Below are 23,649 nucleotides of genomic sequence, written 5' to 3'. Positions count from 1 at the left end.
CATACATAATTAAACATTTTTGGAGAAAAGCGAATGCAAAATCCTCGGAAAAAAATTATTTTGAATGAAATCCTTTTTTGGAAACAAAATAAATTGTTACCAGAACAATACTGTGACTTTTTAATGACACTCTATTCGGAAGGCAATGAAATCGAAAGTGAAGAAGAAATTAGTCATAAAAAAGCAGTTAAAGCAAAAGAAAAACGGAATAACATCCTTTTAATTACTTCGTTATCACTTGTTGCGGTTGTTTTAATTGTATTATTATTTCTTATGACGGAAGCCGTTTGGATCATGGCTCTTATTACAGGCGTGGTTGCTTGTGCATTAACGGTAGGAGCATTTATCATCGCCAAAAAGAATGCACTATTAGCACCAATCCTACAAGTTCTATCTGCATTGCTTATCTTTGGGCTATCGGTAAAAGTAAGCCTAACTTATTTTGCAGATAATTTGCTCGTTTTATATTCATTATTAATTGCCAATTGTCTAATGTGGTTAATTACAGGGCTGAAAATAAAACTCATGTACTTTACAATATCTGGTGTCATTGGTCTCGTCATTTTAATTGGTTATCAAATTATTATTTGGACATAATTCTAATCTTTCCAATCTGTAAATGAGGTCACTATATTTCATGTTAACTAATTTTTCAACATTCGAAGGAATATATCTATTATGACGTTGAAAAATTTCCGACATAGGGGTGACCTAATGAACTTTGATTTAACGGAAGAACAAACCATGCTTTATAAAATGATTCGCGAATTTGCTGATGAAATTGTTGCTCCAGGCGCAATTGAAAGAGATCGGACCAAAACATTTCCTGTAGAAGTGTTTAAACAACTTTCTGAAATGGGTATTATGGGATTACCGTTCCCCGAAGAGTACGGTGGAGCCGGTGCCGATACCATAAGTTTTGCTATTGTGACGGAACAATTAAGTCGAGCATGTGCATCGACGGGCATTACTTATTCAGCCCATATTTCTTTAGGTGGAGCACCATTAGCGTTATTTGGAACGAAAGAGCAAAAGCAAAAGTATTTAGTCCCAATATGTACAGGGGATTCTTTTGGTGCATTCGGATTAACAGAGCCAAATGCAGGATCGGATGCTGGTGGGACAGAAACGAAGGCGGAACTGACAAAGGACTATTTTCTGATAAACGGCTCAAAAGTATTTATTACAAATGCTAGCTTTGCAAAACATGTCGCCTTAACTGCAATCACTGGAAAAAGCGATGGAAAGAAAGAAATAAGCGCTATTATTGTCCCAACGGATGCAGAAGGATTCACAATAAAAAGTGAATACGAAAAAATGGGTCTTAGTGCATCTAATACGACAGAATTAATTTTAGAAAATGTAAAAGTACCAAAAGATAATCTTTTAGGGAAGCGCGGACATGGTTTAAAGCAATTTCTAATTACTCTTGATGGGGGTAGAATTGGGATTGCTGCAATGGCTGTTGGAATTGCCCAAGCTGCCTACGAAAAAGCAATTGCTTATTCAAAACAAAGAAAACAATTCGGTAAAACATTATCTGAGTTCCAATCAACACAGTTCAAACTAGCTGAAATGGCTCTTAAAATTGAACTAGCTCGAAATATGGTTTATAAAGCGTCCTGGTTAAAAGATCAAGGAAGACCATTTAGTAAAGAAGCATCGATGGCAAAATTGTACGCATCTGAAATTGCTATGGAAGTTGCGGATGAGGCAATTCAAATTCATGGCGGTTATGGGTATATGAAAGAGTATGAAGTGGAAAGATATTTAAGGGACGCAAAGTTGTTGGAAATCGGAGAAGGTACTTCTGAAGTGCAAAAGCTGGTAATCGCGAGGCAAATATTACAAGATTGACTTATAATTGTCGATTTTGTGTCAAACCATGTAAAAGTTATGCTTTAGGTCTTTTCGTTTTTCAAATAATGCAGTACAATAATGATTGTTGACTAGATTCTATATTAATAGATGTAGAAAAATGAAACTAAAAGGGAGGGTAACCTATGAAAAACAATCCAATCATTCCTTATATTCTAATTATGGCATTCGGTATCGGACTTATCTTCTTCATGTCATTAGAAGGTGTAGGAAACCAAGAAGAAATCGCTGCAGAACACGGTGAAGGAGCTACTGAAGAAGGTGGCGAAACAGCTGGTGCAGCAGATGGTGAAGCTTTAGTAAGCTCTTGTATCGGTTGTCACGGTGGTGATTTAACTGGAGGTATGGGACCAAAAATTGCTGGTTTAGATGCTGAACATATCGTTGACGTATTAACAAACGGTATTGAAGGTACTCCAATGACACCAGGATTAAAAACTGGAGCAGAAGCAGAAGCGATTGCTGAGTATATTTCTTCATTAAAATAATAATTTCCCACAAATCCTTAGTTGTTTATCGCGACTAAGGATTTGTTTTTTTATATAATAGAAAATGAAAGAATATAGAAAAAGGCGGTACATGATGAACGCACAAAAATTATCGAAGCGATTAGAAACAGTTGCATCCTTTGTTCCTACAGGGGCAGTAGTTGCAGATATAGGAAGTGACCATGCTTATTTACCTTGTTATTTAATCCATCATAATATTGCAACAAAAGCAATAGCTGGAGAAGTGGTAAAGGGTCCTTATGAATCAGCAGTACGACAAGTAAAACTAGAGGGCTTAGAAGAAAAAATTACAGTACGATTAGCGGATGGTTTAAAGGCGATCGATCCAAGTGATCATGTAAATACCATCACAATCGCTGGGATGGGCGGGCCATTAATTGTTTCCATTTTAGAGAACGATTTAAATCGCTTAAAAAATGTAACGCGATTAATTTTACAACCAAATATTCACGCAAAAGTCATTCGGGAATGGGCGATGCAAAATGGCTGGGCTATCCTAGATGAAGTCATATTAGAAGAAGATGAAAAAATTTATGAAGTGCTCGTATTACAGCGTGGTGACATGACATTATCTGAAGAACAAATATTGTTAGGGCAACATTTACTAAACGAACGTTCTGAAGTGTTCGTAAAAAAATGGATAAGAGAAATTGAAAATTGGAGGCGTGTATTGACTTCGATCGAACAGGCAGAAGTAACTCAAGAAATTGCAGCTAAACGAGAGGAGCTACAACATCTAATTGCATTAGTAGAGGGGGCAATTCAGAATGAAAACAGCTAACGGACATGAAATTATTCAGCTCTTTGAAAGTTGGTCACCTAAAAAGATTGCGTGTATGGAAAATGATCCGATTGGGCTTGCAATTGGTACTTTAAATAAAGAAGTAACCAAAGTACTCGTCACTCTAGATGTAAACGAGGAAGTGGCTGACGAAGCGATTGAGAAAGGGTGCCAATTAATTATTGCCCACCACCCACCAATATTCCGTAAATTATCGAATCTTCGGACAGATACACCTGCTGGAAAATTATATGAAAAACTAATTAAAAATGATATTGCAGTCTATGCAGCCCATACAAACTTAGATGTTGCTGAAGGTGGCGTGAACGATTTATTAGCGGACGCTTTGGAACTTGTAGACCGTGAAATATTAGAAAAGACATATCATGAATATTTAATGAAGTTAGCGGTCTTTGTACCAGATGACTATGCAAAAAACGTCCGTTTAGCCCTTGCTAAAGCAGGTGCAGGGCATATTGGTAATTATGATTCATGTAGCTTTTCAACAAATGGACAAGGTCGTTTTAGAGCTTTAGAAGGTGCAGATCCATTCATCGGTGATATTGGGGAAATGGAAACAACTGATGAAGAAAAAATTGAAGTGGTGTTTCCACAATCCATTAAAAATAAAGTATTAAAAGCAATGTTAAATGCTCATCCATATGAAGAGCCAGCTTATGATATCTACACGTTAGCCGTAGAAACGAATGAAATGGGCTTAGGTCGTGTTGGTAAGTTGAAACAACCAATGACATTAGTGGAGTTCGCGGAGCACGTAAAAGCTGCTTTAAATGTGCCGTGCGTGCGTGTTGTTGGGGATATGAATAAAAAGGTCTCAAAAGTAGCAGTAGTTGGCGGGGATGGCAATAAATATATCCATGCAGCGAAGCGTTCCGGTGCAGATGTTTTTGTTACTGGAGATATGTACTTCCATGTGGCTCAAGATGCACAAAGTATTGGACTAAACATCGTTGACCCGGGGCATCACGTCGAAAAGGTGATGATTAAAGGGGTTGCAGAAAAAATGGATCAGCTTTGTCGAAATGAGAAATTGTCTGTTCAATTTATGCAATCTGAAATTGATACAGAGCCATTTCGATTTATTTAAAAGGAAGTGTTAATTTGGGTAATAATGGTAAGGTTTGGATAGTAATTGGGCTAGTTATCATGGTCATTGGGATTGGTCTATCAGTGCTCTTTTCAGTTATTTCGGATAAGAAAATCGATCAGCTTGTAGAACGTTGTGAAAATGATGGTGGAAAAGCCATTGTTGAAAAAAGTGGATTTATCATCACAACCTCCTTTAAATTCGAGTGTCAAAAATAATAAAAAGCAACTTGTCCAATTTTGACAAGTTGCTTTTTATGGATATTAATGTGATCGTTCTGCTTTTAATGATTCGTATTGCGCCACATCAAATTCTTTTTCTGATTTAGATACAACCACTGTTGCAAGACCGTTACCGATTAAGTTCGTTACAGCACGCGCTTCTGACATAAAGCGGTCAACACCGATTAATAGTGCAATCCCTTCAACAGGAATCATTGGGAATGCGGCTAATGTAGCGGCTAACGTAATGAAACCAGAACCTGTTACACCTGCTGCACCTTTAGAAGTAATCATTAAAATTCCTAAAAGAGTAAGAATTTGAATCCAAGTTAAATCAACACCGTAAGCTTGTGCAATGAATAATGCAGCCATTGATAAATAAATCGCAGTACCATCAAGGTTGAAGGAATAACCAGTTGGTACGACTAGACCTACTGTTTGTTTTGAACATCCGAATCTTTCTAATTTACGCATTAAAGATGGTAAAGCTGACTCAGATGAAGAAGTACCAATTACGATAAAAATTTCATCTTTAATATAAGCAATAAATTTGAAGATATTCACACCATAATATTTCGCAATTGACCCTAAAATAAATACGATAAATAAGAACATTGTAAGGTATACTGCAGCCATTAATAAACCTAAGTTACCTAATGATTTTAATCCAAAATTACCAATTGTATATGCCATCGCACCGAATGCACCAATTGGCGAGAAAATCATGACCATTCCAACAATTTTGAAGAAAATTTCTGATACTTGTTCAAAGAATGTAATGACTGGTCTAGATTTTTCACCTAGAGCAGCTGCAGCCATACCGAATAAAATAGCAGCGAATAATGTAGGTAATAGTTGTCCATTTGCTAAAGCACCTACAAAGTTGTCAGGAATAATACTTGCAATGAAAGCACCAATACTATGATCTGTTTCAGTAGCAGCTGATGTATATTTTGAAATATCCGTATCTCCTGCATGGGAAGTATCTAATCCATCACCAGCATTGATTAAAAGTGCTACCCCGATACCGATTGCTAGGGCGATTGTAGAAACAATTTCGAAGTAAAGTAATGCTTTACCTCCGATTTTCCCAACCTTTTTCATATCGCCCATGCCACCAATACCAATAACAACTGTTAAGAAGATAATTGGAGCAATTAACATTTTAATTAATTTAATAAATAAATCCGCTAATATTTTCAAGCTTGCCCCAAATTCTGGCCAAATAGCTCCTACAATAATACCTAAAATGATTGCAACTATCACTTGAAATGTTAAGTTTTTTAGTAGTTTCATATTCTCTCATCCTCCTTATTTGTAATGTAAGCAATCTATGTTATCGCTTTCACTTGAAAACTATAATAACTGATAATATTCTGAATATGCCGTTTAGTTTTTAAAGGTTTTATCGTTCATTTTGTTCAATGAAATGTGAAAACCATCACAAATGCTATTAAATCAATATTCTTGCTGTTATACTACTGTTAGAAAAAAGTTAGATTTTGTTATAGAACAAAATAAAGGGAAATGAAAAAGACCACCTTATTTTTTTAGGTAGCCTCTTTTTGTTCATTTTGTTCATAAAATATTAATAGGTTTGTTTATTAAGTTCGTGTAAAAGTTCTTTTAAATAATCGTTATTAATTTGATTTTCGTAGATGTCATAAATTGGTCGAAGTTGATCTTGCCATTGTTTTTTACTAAAATCGTCTAATTCATATAGATGAACGTTTGGATCAAGCTTTAAATGATTTAAGTTATCCTCGTTCATCTGTTCTGCTTGCTCAAATTGCCAATCCTGCATCTCTTCTAATGATTCCATAATAATGTTTTGCTTGTTTTCATCTAAACTATCCCAAAAGTCGTCATTAATCATGACGGCATAGCAAAGAATGCCGTGATTTGATAAAGTGATATGGTTTTCCATTGTGTGAAATTGTTTGGAATAGATGTTAGAAATTGTATTTTCTTGAGCATCTACATGATTATTTTGAAGATCATAATAAACATCACCAAAGGACGTTGCAACGGGCACTGCCTGTAGTAGGTTAAATTGTTGTTTGAGAATATTACTGACCATCATACGAACACGTTTCTTGTTAAAATCTTCTACGTTTATAATTGGAGAAGTGGATGCAATCTGTTTAAAGCCATTACTCCAAAACGTTAATCCTTTAATATTCATAGATTCAAGCTCACTTAGTAACGATTTACTAAGTGGTCCGTTTAGTACTTTTTTTAATTGGTCATTATTTTCAATTAAAAAAGGTAAATCCATGACTTGCCAATTTGGTAAGGAGCGCGTCACTTTAGAGAGAGTCGGTGCAATCATTTGGATTTCGTTTTCTAGAAGAGCTTCTAGTTCGGTTTCATCATTGTACAGCATTCCATTTGGGTAAATTTTAACGATAACCTGGCCATTACTTTTTTCCTCCACAAGCTCTGCGAATTTTTCAGCTGCCATTCCTTTTGGGGTATTTTCTGCAACTACGTGACTAAAATGAATTGTAATTTGATCATTAAGTCCTTTTTGTTCATCATCATAGGACATATCATTTAATGAAAAAATATTTTGACGGTATCCAATCAATCCGATTAATATTATGATGGTGATAAAAGAACCAGTTAAAAAAGATTTCATGTAATTTCACCGCAATTATATAATTTTTATATACATTATAAAACTTTATTCGAACAGGTTAAATCATTTTATTTGGAGGAGAAAAGTGAACAAACGAAAGCTTTCAATGAATGGCAAAATAATGTTTTTAACGTTTTTCATTATTGCCTTTTCTTTTCTAGTTGCAGGTACCTTTGTAATAGGTAGTGTATTAAAAGAACAAGAAGAAAATATTGGACAAGAAGCGATGCTAGTTGCTCGAACGGTGGCCAATCTTCCTGAAATCTTGCACATATTACAAACCGAAGAGATCGAATCAGCCTCCAAAAGAATCAATAGTATTGTAGAAGATATTCGATATATTAATAAAGCGGATTATATCGTTATTATGAATATGGATCGTGTCAAGCTATCTCATCCGTCTCAAAATGAAATGGGAAAAAAAAGCAATTCTACAGATATGGATGCTGCATTTGCTGAACATTATTATATATCTAAAGGTAAAGGTGAAAGGGGTATAACAATTCGGGCATTTGTACCAATTATGAATGAAACAAATGAGCAAATTGGCGTTACGTTAGTTGGATATACGTTACCTTCCTTTACACAAAGCTTTTTAGATTACCAAAAGGAAATTCTGATTACGATTTTACTATCAATATTATTTAGTGTTTGGGGTGCTCACACATTAGGTCGTCATATTAAAAAACAAATGTTTGGACTAGAGCCTCATGAAATCTCTAAAATGTACGTAGAACGAACAGAAACTTTTAACGCGATGCATGATGGAATTATTGCGGTGGATAAAGATTTAAACATAACAGTTTTCAACAAAATGGCTAGTGAAATTTTAGGGGTGGGGGATGATCCTTCCTTATATATAGGAAAAAACATTTATGACGTCATTCCGGATACAAGATTGCCAGAAATCTTTTTTTCTGGTCAACGAGTATTGGATCAGGAGCTATTTGTAAACAATCATAGTATTTTAAGTAATCGTGTTCCAATATTAGTAAATGGAAAAAAAGTAGGAGCAGTAGCTGTTTTTAAAGATTTAACGGCTTTTAAACAACTAGCAGAGGAACTTACCGGTGTCAAAGCCTTTGTACAAGCATTGCGAGTTCAAACGCATGAATACAAAAATAAACTGCATACAATTGCTGGTCTCCTACATTTAGGACACACAAAACAAGCGTTAGAATATCTTTCACAAGTGAAGGAAGAACATGATAGTGTCACAAAATTTTTAAATGAACGAATTTATAATGAAAATATTTCTGGCTTATTATTAAGTAAAATTAGCCGAGGAAAAGAACTAGGGATCACGGTTAATATTGATAAAGAAAGTCGGTTTACGAAATTTCCTGAAAAGCTTGACCATCATGATTTTGTTATCTTATTTGGTAATTTAATTGAAAATGCTTTTGATTCATTAATCGTTATAGATAAGGAAGAAAAAGAATTAACGATTTCCATTGATGATAATGATGGCGTTTTAGCGATTATGATAAGCGATAGTGGAATAGGCATGTCAGATGAAGTGAAGGCAAAGATATTCGAAAATGGCTTTTCGACAAAAGCAAAGGAAAATAGAGGAATCGGACTATATTTAGTAAATGAAATTGTTAATAAAGGAAATGGAACGATTGAAGTAATTAGCGAACAAAATAAAGGAACCACATTTTTAATCACATTCGAATTATAGAGAGGAGGGGACATGATGATTAAAGTCTTGCTTGTCGAAGATGATCCAATGGTAAGGGAAGTAAATCGTCAATTTATTGAGCGGGTTGAAGCATTTAAAGTGATAGATATGTGTAGCAATGGGGTACTAGGGTATAAAAAAATTGTTGAATTAAAACCGGATCTAGTCATTATGGATATTTTTATGCCCGAACAAGACGGTCTTCAAACCCTTCGACAAATACGAACAGATAATTTACCAGTAGACGTTATCACAGTAACGGCCGCGAATGATATGCAAACGATTCAACAAATATTACATCTAGGTGTTTACGATTATATTATGAAGCCCTTCACATTTGAAAGAATACAACAAACGCTTCTAAATTATTATCACTTTAAACAATTGTCTATAGGTGTTCAAGATGTGACCCAAGAAGAGTTAGATGAAATGATTCACCCTTATCGTGAAGTTGAAGAATCAACTAATAATGAAGTGCGTATGTCGATGGAATTACCAAAAGGATTTAACCGATCCACCTTGAATAAAGTGTTGAAGTTTTTGAAGGATTCCAAAGAAGGTGCTTCTGCCGATGACGTTGCAGCAGCCATTGGAGTTGCAAGAGTAACCGCAAGAAGATACTTAGACTTTTTAGAAAAGCAAAATTTCATAAAAGTAGATGTTCATTATGGTGGTGTCGGTAGGCCGATTAACCATTATTTTGTATAGGGTGAAAAAGGGGCTATCTAGTTAATGATAGCCCCTTAAACGTGTCTATCTTCAGCGCTTTTCTTAGTACACTTAAACACCTATTTGCATATGATAGCTTTTAGAACACTCTTCGTCTAAGTTGCGAGAAAGGAGATTAATATGCGCCCATCTAGTTTTAATCATATGCCGCATGGTCAACAATTCAACCAATTTCGTGGGCCAGGACCAGGTTTCGGTCGTCAAATGCCACCACCACCAGGCCGATTTCCACCTGGAATGATGCCTCATCAAATGCCACCACAAGGCTTCCATCAAGGTTTTCAACAGGGGCAGGGGCAACCGGGGCCACCAGGTTCTCAAGTCCCACCTAATGCACAATCACCTAAACTCGATTCATTTATGAACACTGCAAATAAATGGTTGGCAACAGCCCAAAGCTTCCAACCATTGATTCAACAAGCAACACCAATGCTTCAAAATTTACCGGCTTTATGGAAATTATATAAAGGATTTCAATCTGCACCAAAAACGAACGAAGCAGAACAAGGGTACGATGATTTTGAAGAAGATTATGAAGAAGACTATGAACCTGAGTATGAACCACCTAGACCACAAAGAAGAAAAAGAGAAAGACAACCAGATGTAAGACAAACTGAAAGTAGACAGAACAGATCAAATCGATCCACAAGTCCGCCACCTAACCGAAAACCAATAGCCCAAAGACCTTCCGTACCAAGAATTTTCCAGCCTCCTTATGATTTTGACTAATCTATTAAATCGATAAAAATTAATAAGGATGCTTTGTATAAACCGTGTCACTCCGTTATAATATTTCTATGGACACTAAAGGAGTTGACATGATGCAAGTCATTAAAATAAATCCACGAGGCTATTGCTACGGTGTTGTTGACGCGATGGTTATTGCGCGTAATGCCTCATTAGATAAATCACTACCAAAACCAATTTATATATTAGGAATGATCGTTCACAATAAACATGTAACGGATGCGTTTGAAAAAGAAGGGATTATTACATTAGACGGCGATAACCGTAAACATATTATTGAGCAAGTAGAAGAAGGTACTGTTATTTTTACAGCACACGGGGTTTCTCCAGAAATTCGTGAAATTGCTAAAAAGAAAGGCCTAGTTGCCATTGATGCAACATGTCCAGACGTAACAGTAACCCATGATTTAATCCGCGAAAAATCTGCGGAAGGCTACGATATTATTTATATTGGTAAAAAAGGACACCCAGAACCAGAAGGAGCGATTGGTGTTGCTCCAGACCATGTTCATTTAGTTCAAAATATTGAAGACGTTAATGAGCTAGAGTTAGAGAATGACAAACTATTAGTTACAAACCAAACGACGATGAGTCAATGGGATGTAAAGCATTTAATGGATCGTTTACAAGAAAAGTTCCCACATATTGAAGTGCATAGCGAGATTTGCCTTGCAACACAAGTGCGCCAGGAAGCCGTTGCTACTCAAGCAGGGGATGCTGAATTGTTAATCGTTGTAGGCGATCCTCGTTCAAATAACTCAAATCGCTTAACGCAAGTATCGGAAGAAATTGCAGGAACACCATCCTATCGAATTGCTGATTTATCAGAATTAAAACTTGAATGGTTAGAAGGGATTGAAAAAGTAGCGGTTACGGCAGGGGCTTCAACACCAACACCAATTGTGAAGGAAGTCATTACGTTTTTAGAGAAATTCGACCCAGCCGATCCATCTACCCACGAAATTACTAGAACGGTAACACTAGATAAAATTCTTCCAAAAATTAAAGAACCAAAACCAGTGGAGAAAATCTTACCAAACTAAATAGAATAAAATAGTAAAGCCAGGATGAATTGTCCTGGTTTTTCCTTTTATAAGGACACTATTACTGGGAAAGCTTTTTAGTTAGATGGTATTTAGAGAAGATTCGAATTAATTGGACAACTTCTAATGTAGGACATTACGAAAAAATCCCTTCTCTTTTAAGTTTCACTTTATTTTTCCATAATGGTACAATAGTAAAACATATTAGGAGGTACGAAAAATGTCGAAGTACACAGATTACGATTTTAAACCATTTTTAAGAGAGGCAATAGCAGAGCTTGGATTTATTGAACCGACACCGATTCAAAAAGAAATGATTCCTCTCATCTTAAAAGGGAAAAGTGCAATTGGACAAGCACATACTGGGACGGGAAAAACACACAGTTTCTTATTACCAATTGTTCAACGAATTAACGAAGGAAAACAAGAGGTGCAAGCGATTATTACATCGCCAACACGTGAACTGGCACAACAAATCTTTGATGCGTTAAACCAATTAATTGAAAACACTTCGATTCAAGCGAAATTATTTATTGGTGGGACAGATAAACAACGCTCAATTGATAAATTAAAAACTCAGCCACAAATTGTTGTAGGTACACCTGGACGAATTCGCGATTTAGTGAAAGAAAATGCTTTACTTGTTCATACTGCACCGATTCTTGTTGTCGATGAGGCAGATTTAGCGTTTGATATGGGATTCATCGAGGAAATTGATGGCTTTGCTTCTGTTATGCCAGAAAATCTTGAGATGTATGTATTCTCAGCAACGATTCCTGAAAAATTGAAACCGTTCTTGAAAAAATATATGGAATCTCCAGTCCATATTCATATGAATGATAAACGACCTGTTGCAGAAGGCATTGATTTTATTTTAGTGCCAGTCCGTTCAAAATCCCGCAATCGTCGCTTAAAGGAAGTCATTGAAGCGATCAATCCGTTTTTAGCGGTTATTTTTTGTAACACGAGAAAGAATGCAGAGGCAGTTGCTGCATACTTGGCGGAAGAAGGAATTCGTACAGGCCAAATTCATGGTGACCTAACTCCAAGAGATCGTAAAAAAATGATGAAACAAATTCGCGATTTAGAATTCCAATATATTGTGGCGACGGATTTAGCTGCGCGCGGAATTGATATTCAAGGGATTTCCCATGTGATTAACTATGAAATTCCAGAAGATCTTGAGTTCTTCATTCACCGTGTTGGACGTACTGCACGCGCGGGGAATAAAGGGACAGCCATTACATTATTCGAACCAGAAGATGAAGATGCAGTTGTTCGTGTAGAGAAAATGGGGATTCCATTCGTACAAAAAGATGTGAAAAATGGCGAGTGGATTGAACTGAAAGAACGTCATGCCCGTCAAAATCGCGTGAAGCAGGAAAATGAAATTGATCAAATTGCAAAATCACGTGTTCGTAAACCGAAAAAAGTAAAACCAGGTTATAAACGTGCGATGAAGTGGGAAATGGATGCAATTAAAAAGAAAGAGCGCAGAAAACGTAATCGTTCGAAGTAATAGGGAGGATTTTTGAGAATGTTAATCGGTTCACACGTTTCAATGAGTGGAAAGGACATGCTTTTAGCGTCAAGTAAAGAAGCCGCTTCCTATGGTGCATCTACTTTTATGATTTATACGGGTGCACCTCAAAACACTCGTCGTAAACCCATTGAGGAATTAAATATCATAGCTGGACTTGAGCATATGAAAGAGAATGGGCTTTCAAATATTATTGTCCATGCACCCTATATTATTAATATTGCCAATACAACAAAGCCAGAAACATTTGCCCTCGGTGTCGAGTTCTTACAAAAAGAAATCGAACGCACTGCTGCAATCGGTGCAACACAAATCGTATTACATCCAGGTGCACATGTAGGAGCCGGTGTTGATGCGGGAATCGCCAAAATCATTGAAGGGTTAAATGAAGTCCTTACGATAGAACACCCTGTTCAAATTGCATTAGAAACGATGGCTGGAAAAGGTTCGGAAGTTGGTAGGTCTTTTGAAGAACTTGCGCAAATTTTCGATGGCGTAACAAATAATGAACGTCTTTCTGTTTGTCTTGATACTTGCCATATCCATGATGCTGGTTATGATATTATTAACGATTTTGAGGGCGTACTCGAGCAATTTGATCAGTTGATTGGTATAGATCGAATTAAAGTAGTTCATGTAAATGATAGTAAAAATGTATGTGGTGCCGGAAAAGACCGTCATGAAAATATCGGTTTTGGTCATATCGGTTTTGAAGCGTTATACAACATCGTTCATCATGAAGCATTGATCGACGTACCAAAGATTTTAGAAACGCCTTGGGTTGGTACAGATGCGAAAAATAAACTCGCACCATACAAATATGAAATTGAAATGCTTCGTACAGGTCAATACAAACCGGAAGAAATCGATGCATTACGTGGTGAATAGGTAAGTTACAAAATAGTGTTAGGATGTTAATCTTGCATTCTAGTACTATTTTTTTCTATTTTCTAAGGGCTTCCATTTATACTATAATGAGTATAAAAAGGAGGAATTTATTTCGTGCAAAGGCAACTAAAACTATACATATTATCTATTTTATTTGTACTGATGAGTGGACTATTTACAATAGATGCACAGGCTAATAGCGCCATCGATAATACAGTGAAAAGTAATTTAGGAAATACGAATTACAGTGTATCCATTCGTGAATTAAGCTCAGGCAATTTACTCTATGAAAATAAAGGGAATAATCCAATCAAACCAGCATCTACTTTAAAACTATTAACGAGTGCTGCTGCGTTAGATATATTAGGAGAAAACTATACGTTCACAACGGAAGTGCTAACGGATGGAAAGGTAAAAGACGGTATACTTTATGGCAATCTTTATTTACGAGGTGAAGGAGATCCTACACTTCAAGTAAAGGATTTCGTTACATTTAGTTATACGTTAAAAAGTGGTGGCATCAAACAAGTGAATGGTAATATTTATGCCGATGATAGTTGGTTTACTGGGGCAAAATTAACACCTGGTATTGTCCCAGAGGATGAAACATACTATTATGCAGCGCCCATTACGGCCTTAACGCTATCCCCGAATGATGACTATGATGCGAGTACAGTTATCGTAACGGCAAATGGGTCTAAAGTGGGGGCTGCACCATCTATTTCAGCTGTACCAAATACAAGTGGATTACAACTCATTAACAATGCCAAAACGGTAGGAAAAGGTTCTAAAAACACTTTAAAAATTGTGAGAAAACACAATACAAATCAAGTTGTGATATCAGGGAATATTCCACTTGGTAGTAGTACAAAAGAATGGGCAACGATGCAGCATCCAACTTTAAGTACGTTATATTCATTTAAAAGTGCGTTAGTTACACAAGGAATTAAATTTAGTAAAGATTCAACAATCGGATATTTAAAAACACCACCAACTGCAGAATCGATTGCCGTCAAAAAATCACAAACGCTAAAACAATTAATGCCTAAGTTTTTGAAATTAAGTAATAATAGTATTGCAGATATATTAGTGAAAACATTAGGGAAGACTCAATATGATATCGGTGATTGGGAACATGGCCTAATCGTTTTAAATGAATATGGCGAATCGATTGGCTTAAATATGGAAAATTGGCAACTAGAAGACGGTTCAGGTATGTCACACAAAAATAAAGTATCAGCCAATGAGCAAACATTGCTTTTAGTGAATTTAAAACAAGCACCATTTTATCCAGTAATGTTATCGAGCTTGCCGGTAGCAGGGAATAGTGATCGACTCATTGGTGGAACGTTAAAAAATCGTTTTACACAAGCACCTTTTAGAGATAATATCGTGGCAAAAACAGGTAGTCTGGATGAAGTATCAACGCTAGCAGGCTATGCCAAGGGTAAGAGTGGCAAATGGGTTACGTTTAGTATTTTAGTAGAACATAAAAATAACCATTACCGCAATCAAATTGATACGATTGTAAAAAAAATCATTACAACCTATTAATCGAAAGCTCAAAATTCTTTTTAGTAGAATTTTGAGTTTTTTTGTTTTCATTAGATAAAATTTCAGTAAGAAGTGAACAATAAACATATCTCTATCCTTATAGGAGGTATGGATGAAAAGAATTAATTTATTAATTGTCATTATGCTGATATTATTCCCGGTACAAAAATTTCATGCAATATCAAATATAGAACAAGTTATCCAACATCAATTGGGCAATAACAGTATTAGTGTTTCACTTCGCACCATTGATACGGGTGAAATACTTTACGAAAAGAACGGCAATGTACCGATGAAACCTGCATCTACATTGAAGTTGTTGACGGCAGCTGCGGCGCTTGATATTCTCGGTTCCAATTATCGCTTTCATACAAAACTCTACATTGATGGGGAAGTGGTAGTGGATGAGCTGAAAGGGGATGTATACATTAAAGGAGAAGGAGACCCAACACTTCAAAAGCAAAATTTTGAAACCTTTGCGGCAGCATTAAAATTTTATGGTATTCGGAAAATTTCTGGTAATATTTATGGTGATGACTTTGCTTTTTCAGGGGATCAACTAACGCCAGGAATCGTAAGTTCAGATGAAAGCTATTACTACGCGGCAAGAACGTCAGCCATCACCATGTCTCCGGATAATGATTATGATGCGGGTACATTAATTATCGAGGCCATTCCAACAAAGATAGGTCAGGCACCGGATATTCGTGCAATCCCAAATCTAAGTGGGATGATGATCCAAAATAATGCGAGGACCGTTTCACCGAATGATAAAACAACCATTGAAATTAAACGGCAATATCAAACAAATACCATTATTGTCTCAGGGAACCTACCAGTAGGGGATCCATTTAAAGATTGGGTCACGTTACAGGATCCAACCATTAATACGTTACATGCCATCAAACAAACCTTTGAAGAAGAAGGGATTACGTTTTCTCCAAATGCAAACATTGAGCGAAAAAAGATCCCCAAAAATGCAATATTGCTCTATGCAAAACATTCAACAGCATTAAAAAACTTAATTAAGCCATTTTTAAAATTAAGTAACAATAGTATTGCAGATATTCTCGTAAAAACAATGGGAAAAGAAGTTTATGGAAAAGGTCAAACCGACTACGGGGTAAAGGCGCTCAAAATATATGGCCAATCGATGGGGTTAACAATGGATCAATGGTTTTTGGAAGATGGGTCGGGCATATCCCATAATAATCGATTGACCGCAAATGAACTTTCGCAATTATTAATTAAAGTACAGGATGAACCGAATTTCGAGACATTCTATACAAGCTTGCCGATTGGCGGGCAAGAGGATCGAATTGAAGGTGGTTCTCTAAGGAAAAGGTTTTTACTAGCGCCTTATAAAGATCGAATCATCGCCAAAACTGGCCATATTTCCGGTGTGTATACATTGGCTGGTTATGTAAATACAAAAAGTGGTCGAACACTAGCTTTTGCGATTTTAACGAACAATCAACCATCAAATAAAATTGATGAAATTGATGAAGTGTTAAAGAAAATCGTTACTCAATATTAGGAGAGGTTTACCGTATTAGTGGTAAACCTCATTTTTGTTTATACAAATCGTAATATTGAAGTAGTTTTTTTAATTTCTTTCTACCGATAATTTGCTCGACATCTCGTAAAAATGAATTTGGTATGCCCGTAATAATCCAAGTGATGTTTGCGCGGTGTACAAGAGGGCGTAAACTTCTAACTTCCTGTACAGACAAATGTACATCGTATTGTTTCGCATAGTTGACAATTTCCTTATCAGACATGGATAAAAAAGCTTCAATTAACTCAAATTGTTTCAAAGTTTCATCCTTTCACAATATAGTGAACTTATAATCAGTCAAAATTCCTTTACAAATAAATTTGAATCAACTATACTATCAAAATGTAAATCGTAATGATTATGAATTAGAAAGAAGCGATCGAATGAGTGAAACAATTATTGAAATGAAAAATGTTTCTTTCCAATATGAATACACACAAGTATTAAACAATATTTCATTTAAAGTGGAAAAAGGGGATTTTCTAGCCATACTTGGTCCGAATGGTTCAGGAAAATCAACTTTATTAAAAATTTTATTAGGACTTTTAAAGCCACTCGCTGGAGAAATTTCACTTTTTGGCCAACCAAGTGATACGTTTCGCCAAAGAGAATGGATTGGTTATGTTTCACAAAAGTCAAATGCCTTTAATTCGGGATTTCCGGCAACTGTGGAAGAAGTTGTCAAGAGCGGTTTGACGAAAAAAAGTGGTTTATTTAAACGACTACCAAACGATGCAAAACAACAAGTACAACAGGCATTAATGGCAGTTGGTATGGAACAGTTTAGCACGGCAAATATCGGGCAACTTTCTGGTGGTCAGCAACAACGTGTATTTATTGCCCGGGCATTAATTGCTAAGCCTAAAGTATTAGTTCTAGATGAACCGACAGTCGGGATTGATCATGAAAATGTTCAATCGTTTTATGATATGTTGGCATCACTAAACAAGGAACAAAATATAACAATTATTTTAGTAACCCATGACGTCGATACCGTATCCAATCGAGTAAGTCATGTTGCCTGTTTAAATCAAACGATTCATTTCCATGGATACAAACAAGAATTTGATTCCATTTCCCAAGAACAATTAGATAAGTGGCAAGGCCATGCAGTAAGAAAGATTCATTAAAGAGGAGAAGGCAAAATGATTGAAGCACTATTAAAATTTGAATTTTTACAAAATGCCTTTTTCTCAGGGCTTGTTATTGGGGTCATTGCACCGATGCTAGGGGTTTTTATCGTTGTTCGTCGAATGTCACTCATAGCGGATGCACTTTCCCATGTCACGTTAGCTGGGATAGCGGGAAGTTTATACTTAAGTCAAACGTTTACTGCATTCGCTTTATTGAATCCTATTTATCTAGGAATTGTCGCTTCTGTAAGTGGCTCCATTTTAATTGAAAGATTACGTAGTTTATATAAACATTATGAAGAGCTAGCGATCCCAATTATTATGTCGGGTGGAATTGGTCTTAGTGCGATTTTTATTTCATTAGCAAGTGGTTTTAACACGGATATTATGAGTTATTTATTCGGCTCTATTTCCGCTGTTTCTAGGCATGATTTATGGGTAGTCCTTACAATCGCCATTGTTGTGATTTTGTTTCTTTATGCATTCTTTAAAGAAATGTTTGTATTATCTTTTGATGAGGAATATGCAAAAGCAAGTGGGTTGCCTGCGAAATGGATTCATCTGTTATTCATGATTGTGGTTGCATTAGTGATTGCTGCAAGTATGCGGATTGTGGGGATTTTGCTTGTTTCATCGTTAATAACACTACCGGTTGCCGCAAGTATGCGAATTGCAAAAGGGTTTAAACAGACGATCATCTACTCGATTCTGTTTGGGGAAACTGCGGTCATTATTGGCTTAGTCAGTGCTTTTTATTTAGATTTACAACCAGGTGGGACAATTGTCATCACATCTATCTTCATTTTATTACTCGTCATTTTCGGGAAAAAAATCGCACTAAAAATGAAACAGAAAGGGTCTAATTTGAAGTGAATATAACACGAGCATGGGAAGTATTAAAAGATCACGGATATAAAAAAACGGATAAACGAGAATTAATATTAAATCTCTTTGAAGAAACGGATAAATATTTAACAGCTCGTGACCTATTATCTGTGTTAAAGAAGGATTTCCCTGGCATGAGCTTTGATACAATTTATCGAAATTTATCTACTTTTGTCGAGGTTGGAATTTTAGAAGAAACAGAATTAAATGGTGAGCGTAATTTCCGAATGCAATGTGAATCAGAACACCACCATCACCACTTTATTTGCATGGATTGTGGAAATGTAAAGGAAATACCGGTCTGCCCAATGGAAATGATTAACGAAAAACTCCCAGGTTGCACGATTGAATCGCATAAATTTGAGATTTATGGAAAATGTGCAAACTGCCAATAATTCCTTCAAAATGTAATGAAAAAACTAGGAACCCTAAAATTGATACCATTCTTTTTTGGAGTATGTTACATTTTTATTAAGTGAATAAGCTTGCAGGAAAAAGATGCTCATTGTAGCTTTTGGGGAATTCGGTGTGAGGCCGAAGCTGTATCCGCAACTGTATGTGCTAGTAAAAGGACAATGGACCATTAAATTGTTCGATATTAGCATAAGCCAGGTAACCAGTCTTTTTCTGTTCGTCACAAACCTCTTCGGAAATAAAGAGAATGTACGGCAAAATTGTTGTGAATATATATAGTATGTAAATATTCTTTTGACTACTGCCATCCATTCTAGGGTGGCTTTTTCTTTTGGCAAAAATACACGCGAAAGGAGTTGTGTATGGGAAAGGTTGTTTTTATTACTGGCGGTGTAAGAAGTGGCAAAAGTGCATTTGCAGAGCGGTATGCAATAGAACATATGTCAAGCACACGAAATTCATTAGTATATATTGCATCAGGTGTTGCTTTCGATCAAGAAATGGAACAAAGGATACAACGTCATCAACAAGATCGTTTAAGTTCCCCATATCAATGGAAAACCATTGAAGTTCGTGATGACTTTCATCCACAACTTATGACATTTACAGAAATGGATATTGTCTTATGGGATTGTATTACGACTTGGTTAAACAATGTATTGTTTAAGACGGAAAAATTACACGATGAAGAACGATTAAGTCGGATCAATACGTATATTATGGAGTTAAAAACCTATATAAAAAGATGGAAAGAAAATAAGGTTATTATCATGATCGTATCAAACGAAGTACTAGATGAGCCATCATCAAACTATGTAGAAGTAAATCTCTATCGCAAGTTACTTGGTGAGCTACATCAGTGGATTGTTGCAATGTGTGACGAAGCATATGAAATGGACTATCGTATTTTAAAACGTTGGAAATAGGGGGTGTCACAATGAAAAGTGGGCTAATCGGGTTGTTATTAACGTTCCAATTCTTCACATCCATTCCCGTAAGAAAACAGTTGCCGATGAATCGTCAAACAGTTACGGCAATGTATACGTTAATGCCTGTAATTGGTCTTCTTATGGGATTGACCATTGCATTCATCTTGTTCCTAAATGACCATTATTTCCAATTTTCCACTTTATTTTTAGCGATTATGATTGTAATAGCGAATATTGTGATGACAGGTGGCTTGCATTTAGATGGTTGGATTGATATGGGAGACGCCTATTTTTCCTACCAAGATCAAAAAAGAAGGTTAGAAATACTAGAAGATTCTAGAGTAGGTGCTTTTGGAGCAATTAGTTTAGTTGTTTTGTTGATTCTGAAAATTGCATTTATTTTTGAACTACTTAATAGTGGAAAAAAGGAATTGGTTATATATTTGGTTGTTGTGCCAATTCTTTGTCGCCTAAGTATGTTGCTCTATTTTTTAACGATGGAAAGTGTGAAGCAAAAAGGTTTAGCAGCCTATTTTAAATCTCAAGTAATCCATAAGAAGGTATGGCAAGCGGTTATTATTTATTCGATGATTCTACTAGCTGCACTCCTTTATTTTTCAATGCCGTATCTCTTCATTTTGTTTGGATCGATGGTAGGGATTGTTTTCCTTTATCGTATTTGGACAAAGAACCATTTTGGCGGGATGACAGGCGATTTATTAGGTGCGCTATATGAGGGAATGGAGTTATGTTTATGGGGAATTCTGTTGTTGTTCATTTAATCCGACACGAAAAGACACGAGCAAATTACGAGCGTAAGTATATTGGGTGGACGGATGAATCCATCGTGATGGAGAATAACCAGTTTACGATTCCTTTGCAACCGCAAATCGTTTATGGCAGTGATTTAAAGAGATGCATGGAGACGGCGAAATTATATTTCCCACAGGCAAGTTATCAATCCTATGAACAGCTACGTGAATTAAATTTCGGTGATTTTGAAATGAAAACCTATGATCAATTAAAAAACAACCCCATTTATCGAAAATGGATTGACTTTCCGCAACAAATTACAATTCCGAATGGTGAAAGTTTTCAAGATTTTTCCGATAGAGTATTAGATTGTTTTAAAGTCATCGTAACAAAACCATCTACTTATACATTTGTTGTCCACGGCGGTGTAATTAAAGTGTTATTAGCTACATTTGGTTCTAAAAATCAAGCTTTTCGAGAAACAGTCGCAAATCATCGCATGATCTATACATTAAAATGGTCTGAAGTTTCAAATTTGAAAGGAGGTCTTCCATGCGAATTATTATCGGTGGCGCCTATAATGGTAAAAGAGAATTTGTAAAAAAAATCCTTATCCATATTCCACAAAACCATCTTTACTATTATGAAGGGACACTACCAACGACCCAATTTTCTAAGGATGATTATCTTATTATTGGAAACTTCGAAAATATAATAAAAGCAATGGCACATTTAGATGAAATTGAAATAGCGGAAAGCATTATGGAAAAATTAAAAAGCTTTAATAGCTCAACCAACTTGATTTGCATTTGTACAGATATCGGTCGAGGCATTGTGCCATTAGAAGCAGAGCAAAGAAAAATACGTGATGCTTGTGGGAGGTTATATCAAAGGTTGTTTGAAGAGAGCGAAACGGTGGTACGTATTTGGTACGGAATACCACAATATATAAAGGGGAGTGTTGACAATGACACATTCTAAACTAAAATTAATGACATTAACCGCTTTAATTGCAGCACTTTGTGTAATTGGTAGTTTTATTAAAGTACCAGGGTTTATTACGACTGCTGCACTTGATTCAGCACCTGCATTTTTGAGTGTGGCATTTTTACCACCCATCTTTTCAGGAGTGGCTGGTGCTTTAGGTCATCTTGCCACGGCATTAACATCAGGGTTTCCACTCGGACCATTCCATTTTTTAATTGCTGCAGAAATGTTTATCATTGTATTTTTCTTTAACATTTTACATAAAAATGGTTTCACAATGTTCAAATGGGTATTTTTAGTTGTTGCAAATGGTATTCTTTCGCCATTCCCATTTTATTTTATTATTTCGCCCGCTTTTTATCTTTCCGCATTACCTAGTTTACTCGTCGCAACGATAATTAATGTTATAATAGTGATAGTGGTAATGCCAATGCTAAGTAAGGTATTGAGTAATCGAAAGGTAACACAAATATGAGAAATGCGATAAAAATTGATAAAGATCTTGTTGTCACAATTGATAATTCAGGATGTATCGGAGAAAAGGAACAAGATGTAGTAAAAGTGCCAAATGAATTGGCTGCTTATTACTCTGCTCGTGTGTCGATTTTAGAGCAATGGTGCGCGGGTGCACATCCAACACATTTGTTTTTAGCCAATTTTACGAACCAAGAAGCATGGCAAGACTATGAAAAGGGCTTTCGTAAAGTTTTTGCGGAGCTAGGTGAAAAAATGCCTCCGCTAAATGGTTCAACTGAATCAAACTTTGACTCACTACAATCAGGCCTTAGTTTGACCGTAATTGGAAAAGTTGTTTTTGAAGTAAATGAAGAAAATTGTGATTGGTTTATTGTTGGAAAGCCACTTGTAGGGGAAGAAGTAGTAAATCAACCAGAAGATGTGGCGAAATTAGAGGAATTACTGCTCTTAATAAAAATGAAAGTCATTAAACATGTGTGGCCAGTTGGTTCAAAAGGAATCAAAGCAGAGTGTAAAGAAATTTTTAAAAATAATGAAATTCAATGCAATTTGCCATTGGAAAAATCTGGTGGACCATCAACGTGTGTCATTGTAGCCGTTGATCGGGAACAATTGGATCAATTCCAAGATTCTATTACAGCGCCAATTGAAAAGTTGAAAATTTGCTAATAAAGTGAAACTTCAATGAGTGGGGGTTTTCTTCATCCCCCACCCATTGTTAGTTTAACCAATCGGGCTTTTACGGGCAGTTAATCTCCCACTTATCTTTTTCGCTTCACTAAAATCTTGAAGTGGGAGTCTTACTGCCCGTTAATGCGGGATAAATCTAATTAGGGGAGAGAAAACGATGTACACAGTAACGAATCGAATTAAAATGAAAAAAGGGATGGCACATAAAATGGCGCCAAATTTTACTAAACCAGGGCCATTACAAGAATTTAAAGGGTTTAATAAAGTAGAGGTAAACGTTAGCACGCAATTTGAAGATTATGATGAAATGAGTGTTGTAATGTTTTGGGAGACGTTAGAAGATTTTGCTGTGTGGCGTGAAAGTGATGCTTTTAAGGCAGCTCATAAAAGACCGGCAAATGGCGAACCAAATCCAGATAGCCCAGTAATTAGCAGTCAAATCATTGTAGCAGAAATTGTCTCATCCATATCTAAATAAAATTAGAAGCCATCTCGACTTT

27 protein-coding genes and 1 riboswitch are annotated in these 23,649 nt (G+C 36.0%); of the genes, 24 read left to right on the top strand and 3 right to left on the bottom strand.

Annotation, left to right across the window (positions count from 1 at the left end; all coding sequences use genetic code 11):
- Positions 1-33: 33 nt before the first annotated feature.
- The 6 genes from EK386_RS01025 (at position 34) to EK386_RS01000 (ending at position 4,494) form a co-directional block, all read left to right on the top strand.
- On the top strand, positions 34-597 hold the full coding sequence (locus EK386_RS01025; protein ID WP_126657147.1) for a hypothetical protein: 564 nt from the start codon (positions 34-36) through the stop codon (positions 595-597).
- 117 nt (positions 598-714) lie between these two features.
- Positions 715-1,857, top strand: a complete 1,143-nt coding sequence (locus tag EK386_RS01020) for an acyl-CoA dehydrogenase family protein (RefSeq protein WP_126657146.1) — start codon at positions 715-717, stop codon at positions 1,855-1,857.
- A gap of 146 nt (positions 1,858-2,003) precedes the next feature.
- Positions 2,004-2,366 carry a c-type cytochrome gene (locus EK386_RS01015; protein ID WP_126657145.1) on the top strand — a complete coding sequence of 121 codons (363 nt, stop codon included), beginning with the start codon at positions 2,004-2,006 and terminating at the stop codon, positions 2,364-2,366.
- A 94-nt stretch (positions 2,367-2,460) separates the two neighbouring features.
- On the top strand, positions 2,461-3,168 hold the full coding sequence (locus EK386_RS01010; RefSeq protein WP_126657144.1) for a tRNA (adenine(22)-N(1))-methyltransferase: 708 nt from the start codon (positions 2,461-2,463) through the stop codon (positions 3,166-3,168).
- The gene (locus EK386_RS01005) at positions 3,155-4,276 is read left to right on the top strand and encodes a Nif3-like dinuclear metal center hexameric protein (protein ID WP_126657143.1); all 1,122 of its coding nucleotides are present in this window, start codon (positions 3,155-3,157) and stop codon (positions 4,274-4,276) included. The genes EK386_RS01010 and EK386_RS01005 overlap by 14 nt, the downstream gene beginning before the upstream one ends.
- A 14-nt stretch (positions 4,277-4,290) precedes the next feature.
- On the top strand, positions 4,291-4,494 hold the full coding sequence (locus EK386_RS01000) for a hypothetical protein (protein ID WP_126657142.1): 204 nt from the start codon (positions 4,291-4,293) through the stop codon (positions 4,492-4,494).
- Positions 4,495-4,539: 45 nt separating this feature from the next.
- On the opposite strand, the gene EK386_RS00995 is transcribed toward EK386_RS01000, so the two are convergent.
- Both EK386_RS00995 and EK386_RS00990 read right to left on the bottom strand, forming a co-directional pair.
- The gene (locus EK386_RS00995) at positions 4,540-5,793 is read right to left on the bottom strand and encodes a dicarboxylate/amino acid:cation symporter (RefSeq protein ID WP_126657141.1); all 1,254 of its coding nucleotides are present in this window, start codon (positions 5,791-5,793) and stop codon (positions 4,540-4,542) included.
- Positions 5,794-6,085: 292 nt separating this feature from the next.
- Positions 6,086-7,138, bottom strand: a complete 1,053-nt coding sequence (locus tag EK386_RS00990; RefSeq protein ID WP_126657140.1) for a DctP family TRAP transporter solute-binding subunit — start codon at positions 7,136-7,138, stop codon at positions 6,086-6,088.
- 106 nt (positions 7,139-7,244) lie between these two features.
- On the opposite strand from EK386_RS00990, the gene EK386_RS00985 reads away from it, so the two are divergent.
- The 8 genes from EK386_RS00985 to dacB (EK386_RS00950) all read left to right on the top strand — a co-directional run bounded on the left by EK386_RS00985 (position 7,245) and on the right by dacB (EK386_RS00950) (position 16,860).
- Entirely contained in the window at positions 7,245-8,822 is a 1,578-nt protein-coding gene (locus tag EK386_RS00985) for an ATP-binding protein (protein ID WP_126657272.1), read from the top strand.
- A gap of 15 nt (positions 8,823-8,837) precedes the next feature.
- Positions 8,838-9,530 (top strand): response regulator, encoded by a 693-nt coding sequence (locus tag EK386_RS00980; RefSeq protein WP_126657139.1) that lies wholly within the window; start codon positions 8,838-8,840, stop codon positions 9,528-9,530.
- A 141-nt stretch (positions 9,531-9,671) separates the two neighbouring features.
- Complete coding sequence (gene vrrA, locus EK386_RS00975) at positions 9,672-10,280, top strand: VrrA/YqfQ family protein (RefSeq protein WP_126657138.1); 609 nt, start codon at positions 9,672-9,674, stop codon at positions 10,278-10,280.
- Positions 10,281-10,372: 92 nt separating this feature from the next.
- Positions 10,373-11,341, top strand: a complete 969-nt coding sequence (locus EK386_RS00970; protein WP_126657137.1) for a 4-hydroxy-3-methylbut-2-enyl diphosphate reductase — start codon at positions 10,373-10,375, stop codon at positions 11,339-11,341.
- A gap of 220 nt (positions 11,342-11,561) precedes the next feature.
- Positions 11,562-12,860 (top strand): DEAD/DEAH box helicase, encoded by a 1,299-nt coding sequence (locus EK386_RS00965; protein ID WP_126657136.1) that lies wholly within the window; start codon positions 11,562-11,564, stop codon positions 12,858-12,860.
- A gap of 18 nt (positions 12,861-12,878) precedes the next feature.
- The gene (locus tag EK386_RS00960) at positions 12,879-13,769 is read left to right on the top strand and encodes a deoxyribonuclease IV (RefSeq protein WP_126657135.1); all 891 of its coding nucleotides are present in this window, start codon (positions 12,879-12,881) and stop codon (positions 13,767-13,769) included.
- 114 nt (positions 13,770-13,883) lie between these two features.
- Positions 13,884-15,323 (top strand): D-alanyl-D-alanine carboxypeptidase/D-alanyl-D-alanine endopeptidase, encoded by a 1,440-nt coding sequence (gene dacB / locus EK386_RS00955; protein ID WP_126657134.1) that lies wholly within the window; start codon positions 13,884-13,886, stop codon positions 15,321-15,323.
- Positions 15,324-15,435: 112 nt separating this feature from the next.
- Positions 15,436-16,860, top strand: coding sequence for a D-alanyl-D-alanine carboxypeptidase/D-alanyl-D-alanine endopeptidase (gene dacB, locus EK386_RS00950; RefSeq protein WP_126657133.1), 1,425 nt, complete (start codon positions 15,436-15,438; stop codon positions 16,858-16,860).
- A 28-nt stretch (positions 16,861-16,888) separates the two neighbouring features.
- Here dacB (EK386_RS00950) and EK386_RS00945 read toward each other — a convergent pair whose 3' ends face one another.
- Positions 16,889-17,140, bottom strand: a complete 252-nt coding sequence (locus tag EK386_RS00945; RefSeq protein WP_126657132.1) for a DUF2624 family protein — start codon at positions 17,138-17,140, stop codon at positions 16,889-16,891.
- Positions 17,141-17,264: 124 nt separating this feature from the next.
- Here EK386_RS00945 and EK386_RS00940 point away from each other — a divergent pair, with 124 nt between their 5' ends.
- The 10 genes from EK386_RS00940 to EK386_RS00895 all read left to right on the top strand — a co-directional run bounded on the left by EK386_RS00940 (position 17,265) and on the right by EK386_RS00895 (position 23,627).
- Positions 17,265-18,011 (top strand): metal ABC transporter ATP-binding protein, encoded by a 747-nt coding sequence (locus tag EK386_RS00940; RefSeq protein ID WP_126657131.1) that lies wholly within the window; start codon positions 17,265-17,267, stop codon positions 18,009-18,011.
- A 15-nt stretch (positions 18,012-18,026) separates the two neighbouring features.
- On the top strand, positions 18,027-18,887 hold the full coding sequence (locus tag EK386_RS00935; protein ID WP_126657130.1) for a metal ABC transporter permease: 861 nt from the start codon (positions 18,027-18,029) through the stop codon (positions 18,885-18,887).
- Positions 18,884-19,294, top strand: a complete 411-nt coding sequence (locus EK386_RS00930) for a Fur family transcriptional regulator (RefSeq protein WP_126657129.1) — start codon at positions 18,884-18,886, stop codon at positions 19,292-19,294. The genes EK386_RS00935 and EK386_RS00930 overlap by 4 nt, the downstream gene beginning before the upstream one ends.
- A gap of 84 nt (positions 19,295-19,378) precedes the next feature.
- Positions 19,379-19,538, top strand: a riboswitch (cobalamin riboswitch).
- Positions 19,539-19,675: 137 nt separating this feature from the next.
- Positions 19,676-20,239 (top strand): bifunctional adenosylcobinamide kinase/adenosylcobinamide-phosphate guanylyltransferase, encoded by a 564-nt coding sequence (locus tag EK386_RS00925; RefSeq protein ID WP_126657128.1) that lies wholly within the window; start codon positions 19,676-19,678, stop codon positions 20,237-20,239.
- Positions 20,240-20,250: 11 nt separating this feature from the next.
- Positions 20,251-21,024: an adenosylcobinamide-GDP ribazoletransferase gene (gene cobS / locus EK386_RS00920; RefSeq protein WP_126657127.1), complete on the top strand. Its 774-nt coding sequence runs from the start codon at positions 20,251-20,253 to the stop codon at positions 21,022-21,024.
- A complete protein-coding gene (locus EK386_RS00915; protein ID WP_126657126.1) occupies positions 20,997-21,596 on the top strand; it encodes a histidine phosphatase family protein in 600 nt (199 codons plus the stop codon). Before cobS ends, EK386_RS00915 begins: the two co-directional genes overlap by 28 nt.
- Positions 21,548-21,976 carry a bifunctional adenosylcobinamide kinase/adenosylcobinamide-phosphate guanylyltransferase gene (locus EK386_RS00910; protein WP_126657125.1) on the top strand — a complete coding sequence of 143 codons (429 nt, stop codon included), beginning with the start codon at positions 21,548-21,550 and terminating at the stop codon, positions 21,974-21,976. Before EK386_RS00915 ends, EK386_RS00910 begins: the two co-directional genes overlap by 49 nt.
- Positions 21,963-22,457: an ECF transporter S component gene (locus EK386_RS00905; protein WP_126657124.1), complete on the top strand. Its 495-nt coding sequence runs from the start codon at positions 21,963-21,965 to the stop codon at positions 22,455-22,457. Before EK386_RS00910 ends, EK386_RS00905 begins: the two co-directional genes overlap by 14 nt.
- On the top strand, positions 22,454-23,128 hold the full coding sequence (locus tag EK386_RS00900) for a hypothetical protein (protein WP_126657123.1): 675 nt from the start codon (positions 22,454-22,456) through the stop codon (positions 23,126-23,128). Before EK386_RS00905 ends, EK386_RS00900 begins: the two co-directional genes overlap by 4 nt.
- Before the next feature lie 178 nt (positions 23,129-23,306).
- Positions 23,307-23,627, top strand: coding sequence for a heme oxygenase (locus tag EK386_RS00895; protein ID WP_126657122.1), 321 nt, complete (start codon positions 23,307-23,309; stop codon positions 23,625-23,627).
- Positions 23,628-23,649 lie beyond the last annotated feature (22 nt).

The organism is Lysinibacillus antri, assembly GCF_003977595.1.
GTDB lineage: Bacteria > Bacillota > Bacilli > Bacillales_A > Planococcaceae > Ureibacillus > Ureibacillus antri.
Note: the sequence above shows the minus strand (reverse complement) of the source record. Positions and strands in the feature narration are given on the sequence as shown.